The following is a 20,711-nucleotide window of genomic DNA, read 5'->3' on the forward strand; positions in this document are numbered from 1 at the left end:
AGAATTACTACTGAGAAACGAATATTTTTGCCGTAAATGGCGCTATCTCAGTGGTTAGAGTATTTTCATCAACTTTTACAGAAGTTTCAGTCAACCAATCTTGCCAAGATTCTGCCGCTGGGAAGTTGGGAATTTGATATTCTGGGAAATTCTGGTCAGAGAAATTTACCACGACGACGACGCGAGAACCTTGGAAATTCCAGCGGGTGTAAGCGAGTACTTTCGCTTCCGGATTTTCGTGGAAAAACTCAATATTATCGCTTTGCAAAGCTGGAATTTGCTTGCGTAGGGCGATTAGTTTTTTGTAATATTCAAATAAATCGCGATTTTCGTCTCTTGACAACAAAGCCCAGGCTATTTTTTTCGGCTGAGTCACGGTTTGGCTTTTGCGCTTATGTTCGCCAAATTCTTCACCCATCCACAGCATTGGTATACCCATTGCTGTCATTAACAGTACAGCACCTAACTTGGCGCGGACAAATGCAGCTTCATCAAAAATGCCGCGATCGCCTAATTCTCTAAATAAATGTTCGCGATCGTGAGTTGCTAAATAATTTATCACATTTATCGCAGTCGCATAACCTTGCTGTTTCGGGTCTAAAACCTCCTTCAGATGGTCTAATTCAAATGTTTCACCGCAAATGTGAGGAAGCATAAAGTAACGAAAACTTTCATGCCAACAAGAATCCAGCGGTCCTTCTGGCGCTGTCACGGTGCTTGTATCGGGAATGTGTTCGGCAATATTATAAAATGGCTTGGGTGCAGTATTCTTTTTTGATTGTTGTGCCAGCCAATCCAAAAATTCAAAGTTAGCTAATTGCCGCACCGCATCAAAGCGAATTCCGTCAATGTGATACTCTTGAACCCAATAACGAACCACATCCCCAACATATTTCCAAGCAGGTTTAACGTCTAATTTTTCGTCATAATTATCATAATTAAATTCCGGTCCCCAATAATTATTCTGGTCTTCCGGATAATGCATGTGTTCGTAGTACCAATAATTCCGGTCAATCAGCATTAGCGGGCATTCTCCATCTGTATGGTTGTAAATTCCATCCATGAAAACCCGAATGCCTCTAGCATGACACTCGTCAATAAACCGCTTCAAATCTTCTGTTGATCCGTAGCTGGATTCTGTAGCGAAAAAGTGCCGCACTGTATAGCCCCAGCTATAATCGCCAGGATACTCATTTACTGGCATTAATTCTATTGCATTAATTCCCAATTCGCGCAGATAATCTAACTTTTCAATCGCATCTAAATATTTGCCGCGTTTGTGAGGATCAACTTCTCCACCTGTAAAATCGGCAACGTGCATTTCATATATTACTAATTCATGATTTCCTGGCAATAATTTATCGTCGTGCTGCCAAACATAAGTATCAACTATTCGCTGACCATCTTTGACCCGCGTTATACTGACTTTTTTCTCATCATTTACATCTGTGGCGTAAGGGTCAACTACATCCACCCATTCATCTGGTTGAAAATTTGGACTTTTGCTTTGAACGCGGAATTTATATTCATAAACACCGTCTTCTATTTCTATTTCAGTACGAAAATAACCATCTTCGCCTTTTTGCATTGGAATCTCTTTCCAATCAGAAAAAGACCCAATTAAAGCTGCTTTTTTGTTACGAGGAGCAAACAAATTAAATTCAATTACACTTGCCATTTCCACCTTTTAAAAAAAATACTATAGTTCCTGGTCTGAAAATTATTTTCTAATATAAATTTATGTTAAGCTTCTTTCTAAAGTAATATTAATAAATAAAAAAGCGGGAAGTTGTTAACGCTACTTCCCGCTCAATCTTTATGCATCTGCTAAAAGTTAGTATTTATCTAACCAACAGGTACAGAGGCATTTGCCACAGGCTGATTATCTAAAATAGGTTTGCGGTTTTTTAAGTCAAATTTATATCCATTTGGCAAAATGTGCAGCTTGGCTCCGCAAATCGCCAAAGGCTCATCTTTCAAAATGTCGTCAATGTTGCTATGTGTAGCTTCTGATTCATCGACGACGGTGACGCAACCTTGCCCAATCACTTCAAATTGGTTATCAGTAACAACCATTGCCGTATTCTCATCAATGCCGAATCCCAACACAGCAGGCTCTATCAGCAAAGCTGAAATTAAGCGTCCCAAGCGTCCGCGCTGTGAGAAGTGCTGGTCAATCACCACCCCAGGTAAAAAACCCATACCGGGTCCCATGTCTACTATGTCAATCCGAGGATTTGTTTCTGAGTCGCCTTCCACAATCATCACATCTGGCATGACAGCTGCTCCGGCGCTTGTGCCACCGATGACAACTCCTTCAGCGCAGCGTTTGTGAATTGCGGTATCAAGTTCAGTGCCTTTGAGGATGCTGGTAATCCGCGCTTGGTCGCCTCCTGTAAAAAATACGCCTGTAGCTTTGTCAACTGCTTCCAGCGCTGTGGATGAAGATGCATCTTCACGGCTTTCGGTGTCAATTATCCTAACATTCTCTGCTCCCAGCCGCTCAAACACTCTGATGTAATTTTCCCCTACTTCTCTTGGCAGTTCGGTTGCTGCTGTCATAATGACAATTCTGGCTTTGGTGCCGCCAGAACGTCGCACAAACTCACGCAGGATCTGGCAATCGCCTTCTTTGTCTTCTGCACCGCCAATAATCACCAACTGCCGTTTGGTTTCAGTCGCCGCCATGATGCCTCCGGATTTTTAAGTCTGTTATTTTTAATAAAACACGACAATTTAAACTAGAAAAACATCCATATGGTAGATTTAGATACAAAAATTAAATATCAAATGTAGTATATTTTTACGGCACGCTGCTAAAGCTGAAGAAAGAAAACTGATAGTTTTGCTTATAAAGTTTTTCTAATTCTGGTTGAATCAAAAACATCTTACTGACGATCGCTTTCATCGAATCGTGAGTAAGATGTGAGAAAATGCACCTTAATTTGTGTAAAAAAGTTCTACATCTCCGGGTAGATTTCTCAGCAAAAAAGCTACCTAATAGAACTACTGAAAAGCAAGCCGTTTAAGAAAGAACGTGCCTGTTCTAATGGCAGATGTCTGGGTTTGCCCTCGAATAAAATTTGGAACTCCTTGCTGTCTGCACCATCACCATAACCAGAAATAAGTTTGCGATGAAATGCTTCTTCAGCGAGGTGTCGAACTTCATTTCTAAGAGCAGCTTTTGTGCTATTCATTCTCGGCTGTCTCCTAAATTTTTCTTTTATAACTTATTATTTATAAACAATATTATCTGCAAACTGCACCTTTCAAAGGTTATATATTTGGTGACGTACCAGAATGCCAGTTTCTCTAAGAAACCGGGATTCTATGCCCTGAGATAGTTTAAAAACTATGGTATAAAGGATAGGCTATGGTAGCAGAAATATTGAGTTTGATTTTTGACTTAAAGACAAAGCGATACCTACGGTAAGCTACGTTCGCGAAGCGTCTCCCCTTGGGAGAAGAGCGCACTAAAAACACGGTTCGGGAATAATTTTACTACAATCAAAAAGTCTGAGTCAACGCAGAGGATTATCATGGATTGGGCAAAATGTAAATACCAAAATTGGGTGAAAATACTTTGTTAATAACGCACCAGTAGTGAATTGAAGGGCGTGTTCGCTCAAAAAGTGCAAATTTCGGAAATTTGGGCATTTTGGTTATTTTTTGCTTGATTATCCTTAGCGTTGAGATTAAAGGGTGTTTAGCCAAAGGTATATAAATCAATGATTCAAGAAAAAAGCACCGATGCAGTTCGCGTCAATGCTAGAAAAACAGATGTTTTCGACGTTTTCGGCTTCAAGCATTACATGGGAGCAAATCCGTATTTGGATGCAGGAGCGCTAGTATTTAATTTTGCGCTCACAGAGTCTAATCAGCCTTTGCCGATTGAGGACTATGTATCTGTAATTGGCGATCGCTACCCCCAGATAAAAGAGCAAACATACGATTCCCATGCCGATTTATTTGCCCATACCGTCGCAGAAGTCGGCAAACTGGATATGGGTTTGCACCTCAACCGTTGGAGTGTAAAAGCATACCCAAATTACAAAAAAATCAGCGTGCAATCGCTGCACGAACGCACCACCAGATCGGTGCTGTACTTCGTTTGGGATTGGTTTGAAGCGATTACCCAAAAGGAAGATGTTGCTTTTGAAGAGCAAATGCGGATGCTGCAAAACAGATTTCGGCAATCTGTTTACGGAGGTCCCACAGTCTACACCTTATTACGCACCGCATACGAAAAAGGTATTCCCACTTATTATTTATGGGAAGAAGGATTGATGCAATATGGCTACGGCAAAAAACAAGTTCGCGGTGTAGCTACCACATTTGATTGTGATGCACATTTAGATTCAGATTTCACCACCCGCAAGGATGACTGCAAAGCATTTTTAAACACCTTAGGTTTCCCCGTACCTCAAGGCGATATCGTCACTACCGAAAGAGAAGCTTTAGGTGTAGCCAGAGAAATTGGCTACCCAGTAGCAGTAAAACCCGTTGTCGGTCATAAAGGAATTGGCGTAACCGCTGATGTGCAAGACTCTAGAGAATTAGAATCGGCTTATGAGCGATCGCTCAAAGCGATCCCCGAAAACGAGCCAACGCGGATCATCATTGAGAAAAGCATCTCCGGCGCAGATTTTCGCTTGTTGTGCGTCAATGGTAGATTTGTCGCTGCTACCGAACGGCGTCCCGCATCAGTTGTCGGTGATGGATACTCAACTATTGGCGAGTTAATTCGCGAAGAAAATCGCAAACCCGCTCGTTTGGATACACCCACCTCGCCGATGAGCAAAATTCAAAGCGATGAAGCGATGGAACTGTATTTAGACGAACAGCGTTTGTCATTAGACAGCGTAATCGAAAAAGGTCGCACAGTTTATCTTCGCAAAGTCGCCAATCTTTCGGCGGGAGGTGTGAGCATCGATGCTACGCGCACAGTTCACGATGACAATATTATATTGGCGCAAGATATTGCCCAACACTTTCGCCTAACTTGCTTAGGCATTGATGTCATTACCAAAAGTCTTGATAAATCTTGGAAAGACGGCAACTTTGCCATTTTAGAAATCAACGCCGCACCTGGGATTTTAATGCATTTAAATCCTGCTGTTGGTGAAAGTGTTGATGTACCTTCTCATATTTTAGAAACCTTCTTTGAGTCGGGTACAGATGCGAGAATACCAATTCTCACCTTTAATAAAATCACAGTTTCCGAACTTCAAGAAACGATTGACCATATTCTTTTGCAACACCCTGAATGGACAGTAGGTGCTGTTTGTCAAAATGCAGTTTTTGTGAATCGCTCGAAAAAAATCTTGAACAAAGATTACAACAGCAACGTTTTAAGTTTGTTACGCAATCCCAAACTTGATTTACTCATTGCCGAGTATGATGAAGAAACTTGGGAAAATGAGGGAATGTTTTACCAAGGAAGTAACATGGTAGTTCTCGATAATCCCACTGAAACCGAGATGATACTTGCACGAGATGTTTTCGATGGTTCTACAGTAGTGATTAAGAAAGGAGATAGCGTTTCTATTCGTCGCAAAGGTTTAATTGAAGACTACAATTTGGGAACAGATGAACCGTTTACACGGGTTTATTTGAAAGAAATCGGCACGATTTTGTAATTTCAATAGACCTCTTGCATAAATCAAAAATTAAGAACCCCACCCCGCATTTGCTAGCGCAAACGCTCCCCTCCCCGCAAGCGGGGAGGGGTTGGGGGTGGGGTGTTAAAGACTTTTGCTCATAGGTCTAATATACAGTAGAGACGTTCCGCCGGAACGTCTCTACAAATTTGGTTGCTATCCCTTTATTTTAATTTTGCATGTGCTGCCAAAATAATTTTTTCTGTTTCTTCCCAGCCTATACATTTGTCAGTCACAGAAACGCCATATTTTAATTCTTCTGATTGAGAAGAAATTGATTGACTTCCTTCATACAAATTCGATTCCAACATCATACCGACAATTGATGTATTGCCATCGACGATTTGTTGAATAACATTCTCTAAAACGGTAGGCTGCAATCTATAGTCTTTATTTGAATTACCGTGACTACAATCGATGACAATTCTGGGTGATAAACCTGCTGCTTTTAATTTTTCTTCCACTCGTTGGACATTCGCAGCATCGTAGTTAGGTTGACCGTTACCACCACGTAAAATAACATGACCGTAGGCATTTCCTTTAGTTTGAAATATGCTAACTTGTCCTTTGTGATTAATTCCGAGAAAATGGTGTGGACTTTTAGCTGATTCTAGGGCATTCAAAGCTACTTGAATATTACCATCAGTGCCGTTTTTGAAACCTACAGGCATTGAAAGTCCGCTTGCCATTTCGCGGTGAGTTTGTGATTCTGTGGTACGTGCGCCAATTGCCGACCAAGAAATCAATTCGCTAATGTACTGCGGTATAATTGGGTCGAGTGCTTCTGTGCCGGCGGGTAATCCGAGTTCAGTAATTTGTAATAGTAGGGTACGTGCCATTACTAAACCCTTTTCTACATGGAAAGAATCATCCATATCGGGGTCGTTAATTAATCCTTTCCATCCGACTGTTGTTCTGGGTTTTTCAAAGTAAACCCGCATGACTAGCAGCAGTTTATCTTGGACTTTCTCAGCCAGAGTTTTTAGCTTTTGGGAATAGGCGATCGCAGCTGAGGTATCATGAATTGAACAAGGACCAACTACGATAAATTTTCGCCGATCTTGAAAATCAAGAATCTGTCCGATTTCCTGCCTAAATTTTAAAACAGTCTCTTCAGCCGATTTTGTTAAAGGTAATTTTGTTTTTAGCTCCTCTGGTGTTAATAAAACGCGGGAACTTTTAATGTTAGTGTTAAATAACTTGTTGTGCATGAGGAGTCTTTTGTAATTTGTGCTACGTCTTCACGTCGAAATTCATACAGATATATTAGAACAAAGCTTATTTCAAAATAGCAAATTTATATATAAACACTAATTTTAATATAAATTAACAAAAAAAGGGAGAAATATTTCCCCCTTTTTTGCTTATTATCTAACTAGGGCATTATTGCCAAACAAATACTTTCGCTTCGTATGGTCCTATATCAGTCAAAATGCCGTCATCACCGACTTCGACATCATAATTACCTGTCCACTCGTGCCATGTACCACTTTCAGGGAAGTTAGGAACGTGATAGCCACCTAAGAAATTTTCTGAGAAATTAGCGACAACAACTACACGAGAACCTTCCCCATTCCAGCGACTATAAGCTAGCACCTTTGCCTCTGGATTTTCGTGGATAAAGTCGATATTTTCAGTGTAGAGAGCGTGATTGTCTTTACGCAGGTGAATTAAGCCTTTATAGTAATCAAACAACCCACGATTTAAATCATTACCTAACAGCGTCCAATCGATTTTAGCAGACTCTTGAGTTTTCGGTTTGTACTCCCCGAATTCTTCACCCATCCAAATCAAAGGTACACCAACTGCTGTCATAAGAATAGCAGCTCCCAATTTAGCTCTTCTAAAAGCTTCTTCATCAAAAATCTGACGATTTCCTAACTCGACCAGAACATGATTGTGGTCGTGGTTGGTGAGATAATTTACTACATTTGTAGCACCCATAAAGCCTTGACGCTTGCAGTCAATTACATCTTTGAGACGCTCTAAATCAAATGTATCACCGCAGATATGTTCTAAAATACAGTGATAGAAACTATCATGCCAACATCCATCCATCGGTCCATCGACATTGGTGATAGAAGTAGTTTCCGGAATGTGTTCGGCAATGTTGTAAAAAGGCTTCATGTTAGCAGTGTTTTTCGCTTCCTGAACAATCCAGTGCATGAAGTCGTAATTAGCAATTTGCCGTGCAGCATCGTAACGAATACCATCTGTATGATATTCCTGAATCCAATAACGTACTGTATCACCGATAAATTTACGAGCCGGAAAAGTTTCTAAATTCTCGTCGTAGAGTTCATAATTAAACTCCGGTCCCCAATTATTATCAGGGTCACGGGGTTCATGATGATACCAATAATCGTGGTCGATTTGTGTTAAAGGACTAGATGCTTCTGAGTGATTATAAATACCATCCATAATGACACGAATGCCTCTACCATGACACTCGTCAATTAAACGTTTTAATCCATCTGTAGAACCATAACTTGATTCTGTAGCAAAGAAGTGGCGAGGATTATATCCCCAGCTATAATCACCAGGATATTCCTTGAGTGGCATCAACTCAATAGCATTAATTCCTAATTCAGATAGATAATCTAATTTTTCTACAACATGCTTATACTTTCCTCGTGCGTAGGGGTCATCTTCACCACCAGAAAAGTCTGCAATGTGCATTTCATAAATAACTAATTCATGGTCAGCAGGTAAAGGTTTATCGTCGTGTTTCCACACGTAAGTATCAACAATTCTTTCACCATCTTTAACCCGCACGACAGCGTTATCTTTACCAGTTGTTTCATCAATATCAGTTGCGTAAGGATCGGTGACATCCACCCATTGATCTGGTTCAAAAAACCACGATTTTGACTGAACGCGGAATTTATATTGATAATCGCCGTCTTCTAATTCAACAGTTGTACGAAAATAACCATCATCGCCTTTTTCCATTGGAATTTCTTTCCAATCTGAAAAAGAACCAATTAACGCTGCTCCTTCGTTATATGGTGCAAATAAGTTAAATTCAATTGGCTTTGCCATGAAAGTATTTGTAGGAAAAAGTGTGATTGTTCGTATTCTCGGATTTTTTTTGAAGTTAGCCAATAGCTCTAGCGAAGTAATTACATAAGTAATACCTCTATCTTAGGATATATTTTTGGAGGGAGACTTGATTTTTTTTGTGGCGATCGCCTAGCTATTCATTTAACAGGTTATACTTACTTGTCAATACTCCTTAGGTATAGTTCGTAGTGAGCGGTTTACCGCTCATATCAAAGTTTTAAGGGATACCGCTTACTACAAAATTCCGTTTATTTATGCCCACCTACTTATTTCAAATTGCTAATCTCCTTGATTACTTAGATTTGCTGTTATGTTGCATGTAACTTAACAACCAATTTGCCGCCGTAGCCCTGCGAGTTTGTCGAGGTCCAAATTCACCGATTTTATAACCTTTGAAACCTAATTGTTCTTTCAGCAATTGTTTATTTTCCGCAGGAATCGAACGAGTCAATTTGACTGTTGGGGGGCGATTTTCAATAAAATCTGGCGGTGATGGGTACTCATCGCGCCATTCTGGTAACACTTTGCTAGTGTCCCATTGTCCGGTTGTTTCGTCGTAGCGATAGCCTAAGTAATGCCATACCAATTTGTTAACTATGACATCATCAATTTCTTCATTAAGAATTGCCCAAATGGTTTCGGTATTGAGTGGAGGCAGGTTAGACATAAGGAAAATGAAAAATAGTTAGTTGTTAGGTAAAGACGTTCCACTGGAACGTCTGTACAAAAGTTAGTTGCTAGTTGAGGCTGGCGATAAAAAAGTAGATATTATGTCAATAAAGCAGGTAAACTGGATATCGTCAATAGTATGTTATGCAATGGAAAGTCTTACAGCATCGCCGCAAATCTGCGCCCACGTATTTATTACGGGAAGAGTTCAAGGAGTAGGTTATCGCTACGCTACTGTCGATACAGCCACCCAGTTGGGATTGCACGGCTGGGTGCGAAATCTCCCAGACAATCGCGTGGAAGCCGTCTTTGAGGGAGCGGAGAATGTTGTAGAAGAGATGATTCGCTGGTGTCATTCTGGACCACCTGCTGCTATGGTTCAAGATGTAGTGGTTGAGTATGAAGAACCAAAAGGATTGCAGGGATTTGAAGTTAGGCGTTTTTCAATGTAAAAGTTAAAGTATTTGTATATTTAAACACTAAACTTTTTGTAGAAATATTTTTTATCTCACTTCTAGGCATTGATATTTTTTTAAGTCAGAAATGAGCGCGATCAACAAAGTCGCTTATTTGCGGTAATTCATGAATTACCGCTACTGTATAATGTGCCTTGGCTATTATTTGTGCGTAAGTACTATAAGTTTTAATTATTCATTACTCGTCCATTTCTTTCAAAGTAGCTAATGCTGACGGAGATAAACGACTGAGATAGCGGAATATCCAATATTTAAATATCGTGTCTAAAATCACAGGAAATGTAGCGATAAATAGAAATATTGCGCTTCTATTTGCTGGTAAACCTAAATGTTCTGATAATCCTTCTAGAATAACTTCCCACCCATGTGGTGAGTGGAATCCCACGAATATATCTGTGAATAAAATAATTAAAAAAGCTTTAGCACTATCACTCAAACCATAAACAATTTCATCCATAAAAGACTTGACTATTACAATTTCCCTTTTACTTGTAGCGATGACTACGCCAAAAGCGATTAGTGATATCAAATCAGCAAAAACATTGCTAATGGCATTATTGCTTTTACCAATAAATTCTTCGGCAAGTTCAAGTGCTTTGTTTTTGACTTTTTCTTCTATTGCTTCGGAAGAAAGCAGCGGTGCTTCATGAATTAGATTGTTAAATCTCAGTTCTCGTTCAAAAATCTTTAATTCTTGGAGTGCTTCTTCTTCCATTTCCGAGTTCAGGAAAATTTCCGGTGTATTTTCACCTCTAACGCGCTCTAATATAGGACTTATTATTAATTGTTTAGATAATATTTGCGTTAAAAGCGGTACAAGAACTAGCATTGCCAAAAATTTTACTGCCGTTCTTGTTCTATTTCTAGAAACTCGGTAATCTTTGACAAATTGCTGCTCTGATTGCGGATTAAAATCACTTTTGATTTTATTAAATGTTCTGCCAATTGACCTAGGTAAAAATCCGGTTTTTTTCATGACAGGTTGAACTTTGTTAGCATCTATATTAGATGAATTTGGTTGCTTTTTCATTTCGTCGCGCTTAATTTGTAGTGGTTCAATGGGAGCGATGGTGCTAGATGTTTGCGGATATGCTAGTTGATGTTGCGCGTCTACTGCTTCATCTTGGCTATACTTAGCGATCACCTCATCAATAAAATTTAGCTTCTCTAAAAAAACGGGATTAGAGGTATTTGTAATAGAACGCGCCAAGCGAAATTCAGCTAACTTCGCTTTGATAATAGTTAAGTTTTTATTTAGATAAACTTGCCAATAAGACATTACATTGTCAGTATAATTTACTGACTCCGGAGATATTTTTTGGTTGCCAAAGTGTTCTAATTCGATGTTTTTAATTATCTGAGCCGCTTGATAAGCTTCTTCTAGCGCTCTTTCTGGTGTATTTACTAACCATTTATGACTGGAGTCCCAGTATTTTTTAACTTTTTGTCGGAGAAAATTTGTGTTTTTAGTGAAAAAAGAGGACTTCATCGCAGACATAATCTTATCTGTATATTTAGCTGTTGTTATTTATATTAATTCAAAATTGATAATGGCTAATGAGTAATTGATCCAAACCATTGCTCATTAGCCATTATGCATTAAATATTATAGACTATTCTAAGTGTACACCGATTAAAGGGTTAGGTACAGGGAAAGGGCGATTTTCAATAATTTTAAATTTACCTGTGTTAGCGTCGTAGGCAAAGACTTCTCCAGTCTCAATCTCATAAATCCAAGCGTGGAGAGTAAGTTTACCGCCATGAAGTCTAGAGCGAATAACTGGGTAAGTCTCTAGATTTTCTATCTGCGTCAGGACATTCTGCTCAATTGTTACCTTTAAAAGTTTATCGCCGGAACAATGTTGATAGTTATCTAAGACCAGACGCCGAGTTGCTTCGCCATGATGCTTCAGCCAATCGTAAACTAAAGGCATCTGTTGAGCAAGATTACCTATTTGCAATAGTCCTTTCATCGCTCCGCAGTGAGAATGACCGCAGATAACAATGTCTTTGATATTCAAAGTTTGAACGGCATATTCTATACCAGCGGCTTCGGCACTATTTGAGATTCCGTAAGCTGGTATGATATTACCGATATTACGGATAACAAATAATTCACCAGGTTGGCTTTGAGTGATTAAACACGGGTCAATGCGTGAGTCGGAACAAGTGATAAATAAAACTTCCGGACTTTGACCGTGAGATAAATGCTCAAACATTTCACGGTGCGTGATGAAATAATTATCATGAAAATCGTTCAGTCCGGCAATTATTCTTTTTAGTGGCACGGTTGAATTACCTCAATAAATATGTGTTAAGTCTAATCATTTATCAGATAGAATTATTTTTACTGATAAAAAATATCAACTTTTAAAGAAAGAGAAACGCGGAAAAATAACCGCGTTCTACGTACAAAGCTTATCTAATGAGCAATCCACTTTGCATCAGAAACAATACACACACCGCCAAATTTCTTCAATACTGGTTCGATCGCTTTCACTAATTGATGCTCTGATTTTTCGGTACAAATACTCATGACATAGCCATTGGTGAGTGCTTGTGTTGCTAAATCATTGATGACTCTACCTCTGTCGCCCGTGCCTGTAACGTTTTCAATGATAGTATATCCAGAAACACCCGCTTTTTCGAGAATCTTCAGAACTCGAGGAAGTTCTAAGGAATTGGTAATTATTTCTATTTTCTTGACTAATTCCACTTGTTTAAACTCCCATGATTTTGATGATATTCATATACAAGGGAATCCCGACAATAATGTTGAAGGGAAAGGTTAGCGCTAAAGCCATAGAAACGTACAAACTTGGATTAGCTTGCGGAACTGTCATTCTCATCGCTGCTGGAACCGCTATATAAGAAGCACTTGCACAAAGAACGGCAAACAAAAGGGCATTTCCTTGAGAAATACCGATGATTTTGGCGATGATTATCCCGATAATTGCATTTGCTACAGGCATAAATACAGAAAATGCAATCAAAAAAGAACCTGTTTTACTCAAGTCTTTAATTCTTCTTGCCGCTACTATTCCCATATCTAATAAGAAGAATGATAATGTACCGTAAAAGATTCCTTGGGTAAATGGTTGCAACTTCTCCCATCCTTTTTGCCCTGTGAGAATGCCGATAATTACGCTACCAACTAAGAGAAATACAGAACCATTACAGAAAGCTTCTCGAAGAACTTCACTCCAAGAAAATTCAGAACTTTCTGATTCTCTTTCTTTGCTTTTACCAAAAATTCTTACTAAAACAATTCCGACGACAATTGCCGGAGATTCCATCAACGCTAAAGCAGCCACCATGTAACCATCTGAGTTGATGCTAACAAGTTTGAGAAAAGATTGAGCCGTGATAAATGTGACGGCACTAATTGAACCATAAGTTGCAGCAATAGCTGCTGCATTATATGCGTTAAGTTTGATTTTGAGGATAAAAAAGGAGTAGACAGGGACGACAGAAGCCATGAGTACAGCTGCTAAAAGTGTTAGCCCGATTTGTGGAGTAATTCCACTTTCCTCAAGTTCATATCCTCCCTTAAAGCCAATAGCAAGTAAAAGATAAAGAGAAAACAACTTTGGCAAGGGAGGAGGAATTTCTAGATCGGATTTGATAAAAATTGCCAGCATTCCTAAAAAGAAAAAAAGCACTGGCGGATTCAATATATTCGACAATATCAGGCTCGAATTCATGTCTGATAACCCCGATGTCTGCAAAGAACAATGAAAAACACAAGCGATCGCTAACCATTTTGTAACAAATAGTTAACCTGACAAGTCAATATATTTGAATTATGTGAAGATAGTATGAAAATGATGTGTCAATGTTGTGACACAAACCTCAAGCCTCTCGGTGGTAAAGTTGTTCGGTTTATAATGCCTGAAAAATTAGGCAAAAATATAATCACTTATTAACAATAGCAATCAACGCTGCACGAGCAAGCCAAAATCCTTCCAAGCCTCCTATTGTGTTTGCTAGCACAGATATAATTGGAACTCATGACGCGCCAGAGTTTGAATTGAGTCTTAGGGCTGCGGTTGATACTAGTCAGTTTGCTAATAATTTAATTGACCCAACTAATGATTAATAATGTTGCTGGATTAATTTATAATTCGTCAGTCGGTGTCGGTGGGTATTTGGGTCAGTTGTTGCCTGAGGCTAACAAGCGTGGGGATTCTTCCAACCAATCTGACAACAGCAGCATTCTCGCTACCGCATCTACTACGCAATGATTCGTTACTTTCCCCTCAATCAGCCATCCTGTCCAATAGACAATGCAGCTTGCTTGTTGTAAACGCCAAACTAATGTTAGCGCTTCTATCTCCAATTGGGAAAGGCAAACGTGTTTCGCATATCCAGTACTGAAAGCTTTGACAAATTCTAAGCTCGGTGCTTCCCCAGAAAATCGGGTAAAATGGTCGAGTGCTGCAACGTAATCCATTAAACGCAAGTCAAAAGTAGCAAACTCAAAGTCTAAAACTCCCACTACACGATTCTCCAAAAGCATTACGTTAGGGGACAAGTAATCCGCATGAGTTGTTTGAACTGGAAGGATTTTGTATAGTAATGGTGCAGCTTCAATAACTTCTGTGAATGTCTTTACAAGGCGGTGTTGCTGCTGTAAAGTCAATTTAAGCAACTTTGGAACTTCAAGCGGTGTCACTAACGGATGAATATGATTCAAATCTCCCCATGCGGGTAATTGAGCCATTTTTCCTTCGGAATCGAATCCAGCAAGAGCATGATGTAGTTCTCCAAGCGTCTGACTGATAGCATAAGTATGAGCGAGATTTTGGCGATCGCTGCTGTTACCGACAATAAAAAGAATCAGAACAACACGCAGCATTGAGTTATTCTGCTTAACTATAACCAGCGTTTCTCCAAATGAAGTTGGTATGGGAGTTGGAACTACAAACGATAAATTGCGCGATCGCAAGTATGCTAGCAGTGAATGTTCGTACTCAATTTGTGCAGTAGTTATAGAATCGTTGTATAATTTTAAAACGTATTTTCCTGTCTGTGTCTCTACAAAAAAGGTTGTGTTGACTGTACCTTGGTTCGTTGGTTGAACTTTTAAGATTTCGAGAAATGACCACGCATTAAGAAGAGCGATCGCATCTTGTTCAGATAACTGTGAGTGTTGAGAATTTCCCATGAGTAAATAAAGTAGATTGGGATGTTCTTAGTACAAGCACAAATTCATCACGAATTAAAATGAAGAAAGCTCTGCGTACCTCTGCGATGAAGGAAGCGCTCCTCTGCGTTTAAATTAGATTTATCCATATCTTAAGAAAGATTAGGCATCCGCGATGCAGTAACTGAGGAACGTGGTATGCTAGATAAGCTTAAAGTTAGGAAACTCCGGTGCAATTCCGGGACTGTGCCGCAGCTGTAAAAGGTTTACTTGAGTCAGAATGCTAACTTAAGCGGTGTCTAACAGGCACTTGTATTATCTATTCCCTGCGTCGCACGGGGAGTTACTGCCATGTCATGTCCAACCGTCGAACCAACCACAGATTTTCTCCCCGTATGTCCAGGTTTATTTTACGCTACCCCGGCACGAGATGGAATTCTTTCTCGGATTCGGATTCCTGGGGGAATTCTTAATAGTCAACAAGGACGTGTTTTAGCAGAATTTGCAGAAAGCTTTGGTGAAGGATATGTTAATGTCACCAATCGAGCAAATTTGCAAATCCGAAAAATTCAAGGTGTTACCCCAGAAGTTCTGACAACGTTGCAAAAAGTTGGACTTGCAGCAACTTTAACAGAAGTCGATCATCTCCGCAACATTATGGCGAGTCCAACAGCGGGAATTGACTCGTTAGAGTTGATTGATACTCGTCCTTGGGTGAGGGAATTAGATGCATATATTTGCCGACATCCAGAATTAAAAGGATTATCACCCAAGTTTAGTGTAGCGTTTGATGGGGGTGGGGCAGTTCGAGTGTGCGATCGCCCTAATGATATTGTATTTCAAGCGATCGCTCTTTCTGAAGACTGTGCCGCAGTTGAAAACAATATTTACTTTCAGCTTATACTAGGCGATGCGACAAACATCTTACTTCAACCGAAAGAATGTTTAAGCGTGGTGGTGGCGATCGCGCAAGTTTATCTGGATAATGTAGATCAAACTAAGAAAAGCAAACTTCGTTTAAAACACCTTTTGCAAGATAAAGGTGTCGAATGGTATTTACAACAAGCTCAAGGTTATCTTCCTTTTTCTTTATTAAAGCGATTAAAACCAACTTTAGATAAAAGTATAAATCCCAAATATCATCATCTGGGAGTTCATCCCCAGCGACAGGCAGGACTTTCGTATATTGGAATTATCTTACCGTTGGGACAGCTTTTAAGCAAACAATTACACTCTTTAGGTGATTTAGCACAGACGTATGGCAGCGGAACGCTAAGATTAACACCTTGGCAAAACTTATTAATTTCCGATATTCCTAACTCAAGCATTCCCCACGTCAAAGCTGAAATTGAACGCTTGGGTTTAGATTGGAATGCAAATCAGATTCAAGGTTCTTTGGTAGCTTGCACGGGTAAAACGGGGTGTACATCTTCTGCTACCGATACAAAAAAACAAGCCTTAGCTTTAGCAGATTATTTAAAAAAGCATATCACCTTAGATGTACCTGTAAAAATCCACTTTAGCGGATGCCCGAAATCCTGCGCTTATCATGGCAAAAGTGACATCACTTTATTGGGTACTTTGATAGAGAAAGATAACACATTCGTCGAAGGCTATCACATCTATGTAGGAGATAAAGAGCAGGCATTTGGACGCGAGTTATATACTAACGTCTGTATTCCAGTTATGCCTCACCGGATTTTGCAGATGTTGGAAGTATACCAGATTAAGCGTACTCAGCTTGATGAATCTTTTGGAGAATTTACGAATAGATACACAATTCCTCAATTGCGGCAATTATTTGATGAGTCAGGGCAATAGCCAATGATAGATTATATACGTGATGGTGATGAAATTTATCGGCGTTCTTTTGCGATTATTCGCTCAGAAGCTAATTTAAACAGCTTATCTGCGGATTTAGTATCTGTGGTGGTGCGTTTGATTCATACTTGCGGTATGACTGATATTATCACAGATTTAGCTGCTTCCGACAACGCCGTAGCCGCAGGACGTGCAGCTTTGATAGCAGGAAAGCCGATTTTATGCGATTCGCAAATGGTAGCATCAGGCATCACCCGCAAGCGATTACCAAGAGAAAATTCTGTAATTTGTACGCTTCACCATCCAGAAGTGCCAGCTTTAGCAAAACAAGTCCAAAATACACGTTCAGCAGCAGCTATGGAACTGTGGATACCACACATGGATGGTGCTGTAATTGCTATAGGTAATGCACCAACGGCACTTTTTCGGTTATTAGAAATGCTTGATGCAAAAGCACCCAAACCCGCTTTAATTCTCGGCTTTCCGGTTGGGTTTGTCGGTGCGGCAGAATCGAAAGCGGCTTTGGCAGAAGATAGCCGAGGCGTGCCTTTTATTACTATACATGGACGACGCGGTGGAAGTGCAATGGCAGCAGCCGCCGTGAATGCGATCGCCAAGGAGGAACAATAATTATGGTAAAATCTGGTCATCTTTATGGTATTGGCATCGGTCCTGGCGATCCGGAATTGATGACGTTAAAAGCGTTGCGACTTTTGCGAACCGTTCCCGTACTCGCTTATCCGGTATCGTTTGGTAAAAGCCTCGCTCGCTCAATTGTCGCCGAATATCTACCTGAAGGTCAAATTGAGATACCCATGCTCTTTCCCTTCAAAATTGACGAGTCTGCTCAACCTTATTATGACAGTGCTGCGGAAAAACTCGCCGAATATCTCAGCGCTGGACAAGATGTAGTTGTACTATGTGAAGGCGACCCGTTTTTTTACGGTACATTTATGTATCTTTATACTCGCTTATCAGAACGATTTCCTACGGAAGTCGTTCCCGGTGTATCGTCTGTGATGGCGAGTGCATCAGCTTTAGGCGTACCGCTGACTTATCGCAACGATGCTTTTATGGTGTTATCAGCGATACTTCCGGCTGAAGAACTATTGCCAAAGTTAGCAGTTGCTGATGCTGCTGTCATCATTAAGCTGGGTAAGCACTTTACAAAAGTTTACGAAGTGCTGAAACAATTGGGATTAGCAGAACGAGCAAAATTTATTGAAAAAGCAACGATGCAGAATCAGCGAATTGTACCCTTGAATGAAGTTGATCCAACGACGGTGCCATATTTTTCATTAATTATGATACCAAGTCAATGGCAACCATAATCAAAGCTGTCTTCAAGCCTTCAAAGAAACGAGAGATAATTTATAAAGTCTTAGGCTGTGATAGAGGTTTGCTATTTTCCAACACTGTTTCTATAACTGGACTTGATATAACGACAAATTACAGCAATTTTCACCTTCTTTAGACCACACTCTTGTTTCTTCCTTTGCGTCTTAGCGACGGCAGTTGCTTCAAGCCGGGAGACCCGTCCAACGCACTGCCTCGACTTTGCGTGAGATAAAAATAATGTGGTTCATTTACCTGAAAAGAGAATAAATCCCCAACCTAGATTATCAGCACACCTTTACTTTTTCTTATAAACACCGTGTAAAAATTTATGAATTATTAAATTAATATCCGTTGATTATTGTAGATTTATCATTATATGGTTGTCAAACTAAATACTTAGTACTAAACTCGGAGGGCAAATGATGAAGAGTTTATATACTGCATGGGTGTTCGGTGTAGCACTGACATTAGTCGGTTTTGGATCTAGTGTCACAAAGGCGATCGCACAAACTACTTATCCATTTCAAGCTACCTATAACGCATAAATTACCACTAAAGAAACGAACATACCGTTGGTTTTAGATACAACTGTCATAGGGGAAACTCCTGATGCACCATATGGTTTAACTAACCTGATAATCAGGAACTACAGTCAGGTTGACCCTAATACTGGTGTAGCTACATATAATTCCGACCCAGCAACGTTTGGTTTACAAAACGTACCATTTGGCACTCTGACTTTGTTTGGTCAGGGAAATGATAAACTGTTTGGAACTAATAGAGGTACTGCTTCACTTCAAAGCGGTTCTGGTACAATAAGCATCACTGGTGGTGAAGGCAGATTTAGAGGTGCTACTGGCATCTTAGATTTATTCCAGACAATTACATCCAATCCAGACCCAACTGGGCTAACTGCACCGATAATATCGCCGGCAACAATAAGTGGCTCGTTTTTGGTACCCAAAACAGTTCCGGAACCGAAAACAGTTCCGATGCTAGTCGGGATAGGTGTGATTCAAGCTGGTTTGGTGCTTAAACGACACCGCCGAGCAACGACAGTGTAGAAGTAAATTATATCAGGTTCGTTAGTTTGATTTGTATTATCCTTAAGGTAGAGAATAGAAGACTGGCTTTCTCGAATTACGAATATATAAATTGATTAAGCGAACTTGATATTAGTTATATGATTTAGTATCGAGAGAAAAGCGATCGCTATGATAACTCTAGCTAAATGGACAATAGAAGAATATCATCGCATGATTGCCGCAGGCATTTTAGATCATCGACGTGTGGAACTACTGAAGGGAGAAATTGTTGAAATGTCTCCAGAACGAGAACCCCACGCTTATTTTAGCAGTGAAGCCGGAGAATATCTGACTCGATTGTTAGGCGAACGCGCTATGATTCGTTCTTTGTAAACCAATTACGCTACCTAACAACTCTGAGCCGGAACCAGATATTGCCATTGTACAACGCTTGGGGCGTGAATATTTACAGCATCACCCTTATCCGAAAAATATCTTTTGGCTGATAGAATACTCAAATTCCAGCTTGGACAAGGATTTAGAGATAAAAAATAAAGTTTATGCGGAAGTTAACATTCCTGAATATTGGGTAGTTAACTTGAAGAAAAGACAGCTTATAGTGTTTCGACCTCAAGATGGAGAATATACTTCAAAATCTACACTCTTGGGAGGGACAATTTACCCATTAGCATTTCCAGATGTAGCTGTATCGATAGATTCGATTGTCAGCGTTTAGTTCAAAGCGTATATTTTTGTCTACCTGCTTATCAACATCGAGACATTGATAAGCAATATTGCGATATTCATTATCCAAGTCGCGACTTTCATTATCAATACCGCGATATTCATTATCCAAATCGCGACTTTCATTATCACTACCGCGATATTCATTATCCAAATCGCGACTTTCATTATCAATACCGCGATATTCATCATCAATACCGCGATATTCATCATCAACATCGCGATATTCATTATCCAAATCGCGATTTTTGTCACTAACATTAAAGCGATTGATCGGCAATAAAATCAAGTGCAAAAGGCTAAATTAGAGAAATTACTCAGATAATTAAAGTAAGCAGGTTTAATATCATACAAAAAATACTTAATTTTACTGTACCGGAAAACAGTTTTATTAGGTCAAAATAGCTCTTAATCCCACTCTAAGGAATATATTTATGCCACGTCAAAAACGCACATCCCGTATTATGGAAAAAGCTGAATTCAGAGCCGCTGGACTGAAAGCGATTGATTCAAGTATGGATTTTGGTGATAATTGCGATTTGCAAAACCTGACTGAATCAATTGAGCAGTTACGCACTATGATTGATTCTTATAATGCCGCTCTAGCTGTGATTGACTCTTCTAAAACTAAGATTGATGAGATGGAAAAAAGCTTGAGTAATCTTTCACTCTACTCTAGACCCTCGACTAGTTTTTTAAATAGTAACTTTGCAGCTTTGGCACTAATGCGCGATCGCACTAATCTTACCGGACGCCCCTGAGACTTTTC

General features: G+C 39.7%; 20 protein-coding genes, 1 pseudogene and 1 riboswitch. Of the genes and pseudogenes, 9 read left to right on the forward strand and 12 right to left on the reverse strand.

Translation table 11 applies throughout. The annotated features are described in order from the left end of the window. Window positions 1-7: 7 nt before the first annotated feature. The 3 genes from PI95_RS14010 to PI95_RS14020 form a co-directional block, all read right to left on the reverse strand. Entirely contained in the window at window positions 8-1,678 is a 1,671-nt protein-coding gene (locus tag PI95_RS14010; protein ID WP_039747759.1) for an alpha-amylase family glycosyl hydrolase, read from the reverse strand. Between the two features lie 167 nt (window positions 1,679-1,845). Beyond that, window positions 1,846-2,688 carry a cyanophycinase gene (locus tag PI95_RS14015; protein ID WP_039747761.1) on the reverse strand — a complete coding sequence of 281 codons (843 nt, stop codon included), beginning with the start codon at window positions 2,686-2,688 and terminating at the stop codon, window positions 1,846-1,848. Window positions 2,689-2,993: 305 nt separating this feature from the next. After that, window positions 2,994-3,197 carry a hypothetical protein gene (locus PI95_RS14020; protein WP_039747763.1) on the reverse strand — a complete coding sequence of 68 codons (204 nt, stop codon included), beginning with the start codon at window positions 3,195-3,197 and terminating at the stop codon, window positions 2,994-2,996. Between the two features lie 531 nt (window positions 3,198-3,728). Between PI95_RS14020 and PI95_RS14025 the strand changes: the two genes are divergently transcribed. After that, on the forward strand, window positions 3,729-5,639 hold the full coding sequence (locus tag PI95_RS14025) for an acetate--CoA ligase family protein (protein ID WP_039747764.1): 1,911 nt from the start codon (window positions 3,729-3,731) through the stop codon (window positions 5,637-5,639). Window positions 5,640-5,824: 185 nt separating this feature from the next. Here the strand turns inward: PI95_RS14025 and PI95_RS14030 are convergent, their stop codons facing one another. The 3 genes from PI95_RS14030 to PI95_RS14040 all read right to left on the reverse strand — a co-directional run bounded on the left by PI95_RS14030 (window position 5,825) and on the right by PI95_RS14040 (window position 9,390). After that, entirely contained in the window at window positions 5,825-6,871 is a 1,047-nt protein-coding gene (locus PI95_RS14030) for a 3-deoxy-7-phosphoheptulonate synthase (protein ID WP_039747766.1), read from the reverse strand. Window positions 6,872-7,043: 172 nt separating this feature from the next. Next, window positions 7,044-8,702, reverse strand: coding sequence for an alpha-amylase family glycosyl hydrolase (locus PI95_RS14035; protein WP_039747768.1), 1,659 nt, complete (start codon window positions 8,700-8,702; stop codon window positions 7,044-7,046). Window positions 8,703-9,015: 313 nt separating this feature from the next. After that, window positions 9,016-9,390, reverse strand: coding sequence for a DUF1823 family protein (locus tag PI95_RS14040; RefSeq protein ID WP_039747770.1), 375 nt, complete (start codon window positions 9,388-9,390; stop codon window positions 9,016-9,018). Between the two features lie 151 nt (window positions 9,391-9,541). On the opposite strand from PI95_RS14040, the gene PI95_RS14045 reads away from it, so the two are divergent. Further along, window positions 9,542-9,844 (forward strand): acylphosphatase, encoded by a 303-nt coding sequence (locus PI95_RS14045; protein ID WP_039747772.1) that lies wholly within the window; start codon window positions 9,542-9,544, stop codon window positions 9,842-9,844. Window positions 9,845-10,046: 202 nt separating this feature from the next. On the opposite strand, the gene PI95_RS14050 is transcribed toward PI95_RS14045, so the two are convergent. The 5 genes from PI95_RS14050 to PI95_RS35220 all read right to left on the reverse strand — a co-directional run bounded on the left by PI95_RS14050 (window position 10,047) and on the right by PI95_RS35220 (window position 15,035). After that, entirely contained in the window at window positions 10,047-11,357 is a 1,311-nt protein-coding gene (locus tag PI95_RS14050; RefSeq protein WP_039748867.1) for a proton extrusion protein PcxA, read from the reverse strand. 124 nt (window positions 11,358-11,481) lie between these two features. After that, the gene (locus PI95_RS14055) at window positions 11,482-12,156 is read right to left on the reverse strand and encodes a carbonic anhydrase (protein WP_039747773.1); all 675 of its coding nucleotides are present in this window, start codon (window positions 12,154-12,156) and stop codon (window positions 11,482-11,484) included. Window positions 12,157-12,290: 134 nt separating this feature from the next. Continuing rightward, complete coding sequence (locus PI95_RS14060) at window positions 12,291-12,584, reverse strand: P-II family nitrogen regulator (RefSeq protein ID WP_039747776.1); 294 nt, start codon at window positions 12,582-12,584, stop codon at window positions 12,291-12,293. A gap of 4 nt (window positions 12,585-12,588) precedes the next feature. Next, window positions 12,589-13,572, reverse strand: a complete 984-nt coding sequence (locus PI95_RS14065; protein WP_039747778.1) for a sodium-dependent bicarbonate transport family permease — start codon at window positions 13,570-13,572, stop codon at window positions 12,589-12,591. 449 nt (window positions 13,573-14,021) lie between these two features. Next, window positions 14,022-15,035, reverse strand: coding sequence for a phosphotransferase (locus PI95_RS35220; RefSeq protein WP_052325230.1), 1,014 nt, complete (start codon window positions 15,033-15,035; stop codon window positions 14,022-14,024). 188 nt (window positions 15,036-15,223) lie between these two features. Next, a riboswitch (adenosylcobalamin-variant (AdoCbl-variant) riboswitch) is annotated at window positions 15,224-15,308 on the forward strand. A 57-nt stretch (window positions 15,309-15,365) separates the two neighbouring features. On the opposite strand from PI95_RS35220, the gene cobG reads away from it, so the two are divergent. From cobG to PI95_RS14100, 6 genes and pseudogenes are all read left to right on the forward strand, one after another. Further along, window positions 15,366-16,835 (forward strand): precorrin-3B synthase, encoded by a 1,470-nt coding sequence (gene cobG / locus PI95_RS14080; RefSeq protein WP_039747779.1) that lies wholly within the window; start codon window positions 15,366-15,368, stop codon window positions 16,833-16,835. Window positions 16,836-16,838: 3 nt separating this feature from the next. Further along, on the forward strand, window positions 16,839-17,465 hold the full coding sequence (locus tag PI95_RS14085; RefSeq protein ID WP_039747781.1) for a precorrin-8X methylmutase: 627 nt from the start codon (window positions 16,839-16,841) through the stop codon (window positions 17,463-17,465). 2 nt (window positions 17,466-17,467) lie between these two features. Then, entirely contained in the window at window positions 17,468-18,166 is a 699-nt protein-coding gene (locus PI95_RS14090) for a precorrin-2 C(20)-methyltransferase (RefSeq protein ID WP_039747783.1), read from the forward strand. A gap of 426 nt (window positions 18,167-18,592) precedes the next feature. Then, window positions 18,593-18,718, forward strand: coding sequence for a hypothetical protein (locus PI95_RS36810; RefSeq protein ID WP_268896772.1), 126 nt, complete (start codon window positions 18,593-18,595; stop codon window positions 18,716-18,718). Between the two features lie 27 nt (window positions 18,719-18,745). After that, window positions 18,746-19,237: a PEP-CTERM sorting domain-containing protein gene (locus PI95_RS14095; RefSeq protein ID WP_039747784.1), complete on the forward strand. Its 492-nt coding sequence runs from the start codon at window positions 18,746-18,748 to the stop codon at window positions 19,235-19,237. A gap of 150 nt (window positions 19,238-19,387) precedes the next feature. Then, window positions 19,388-19,934, forward strand: a pseudogene (locus PI95_RS14100) (Uma2 family endonuclease). On the opposite strand, the gene PI95_RS14105 reads toward PI95_RS14100, so the two are convergent. Beyond that, window positions 19,884-20,180, reverse strand: a complete 297-nt coding sequence (locus tag PI95_RS14105) for a hypothetical protein (RefSeq protein ID WP_236117059.1) — start codon at window positions 20,178-20,180, stop codon at window positions 19,884-19,886. The pseudogene PI95_RS14100 and the gene PI95_RS14105 overlap by 51 nt on opposite strands. Before the next feature lie 196 nt (window positions 20,181-20,376). Between PI95_RS14105 and PI95_RS14110 the strand changes: the two genes are divergently transcribed. Beyond that, window positions 20,377-20,703 (forward strand): hypothetical protein, encoded by a 327-nt coding sequence (locus PI95_RS14110; RefSeq protein ID WP_163518884.1) that lies wholly within the window; start codon window positions 20,377-20,379, stop codon window positions 20,701-20,703. Window positions 20,704-20,711 lie beyond the last annotated feature (8 nt).

Origin of the sequence: Hassallia byssoidea VB512170, from assembly GCF_000817785.2 — a bacterium.
Taxonomy (GTDB): Bacteria; Cyanobacteriota; Cyanobacteriia; order Cyanobacteriales; family Nostocaceae; genus Hassallia; species Hassallia carrinoi.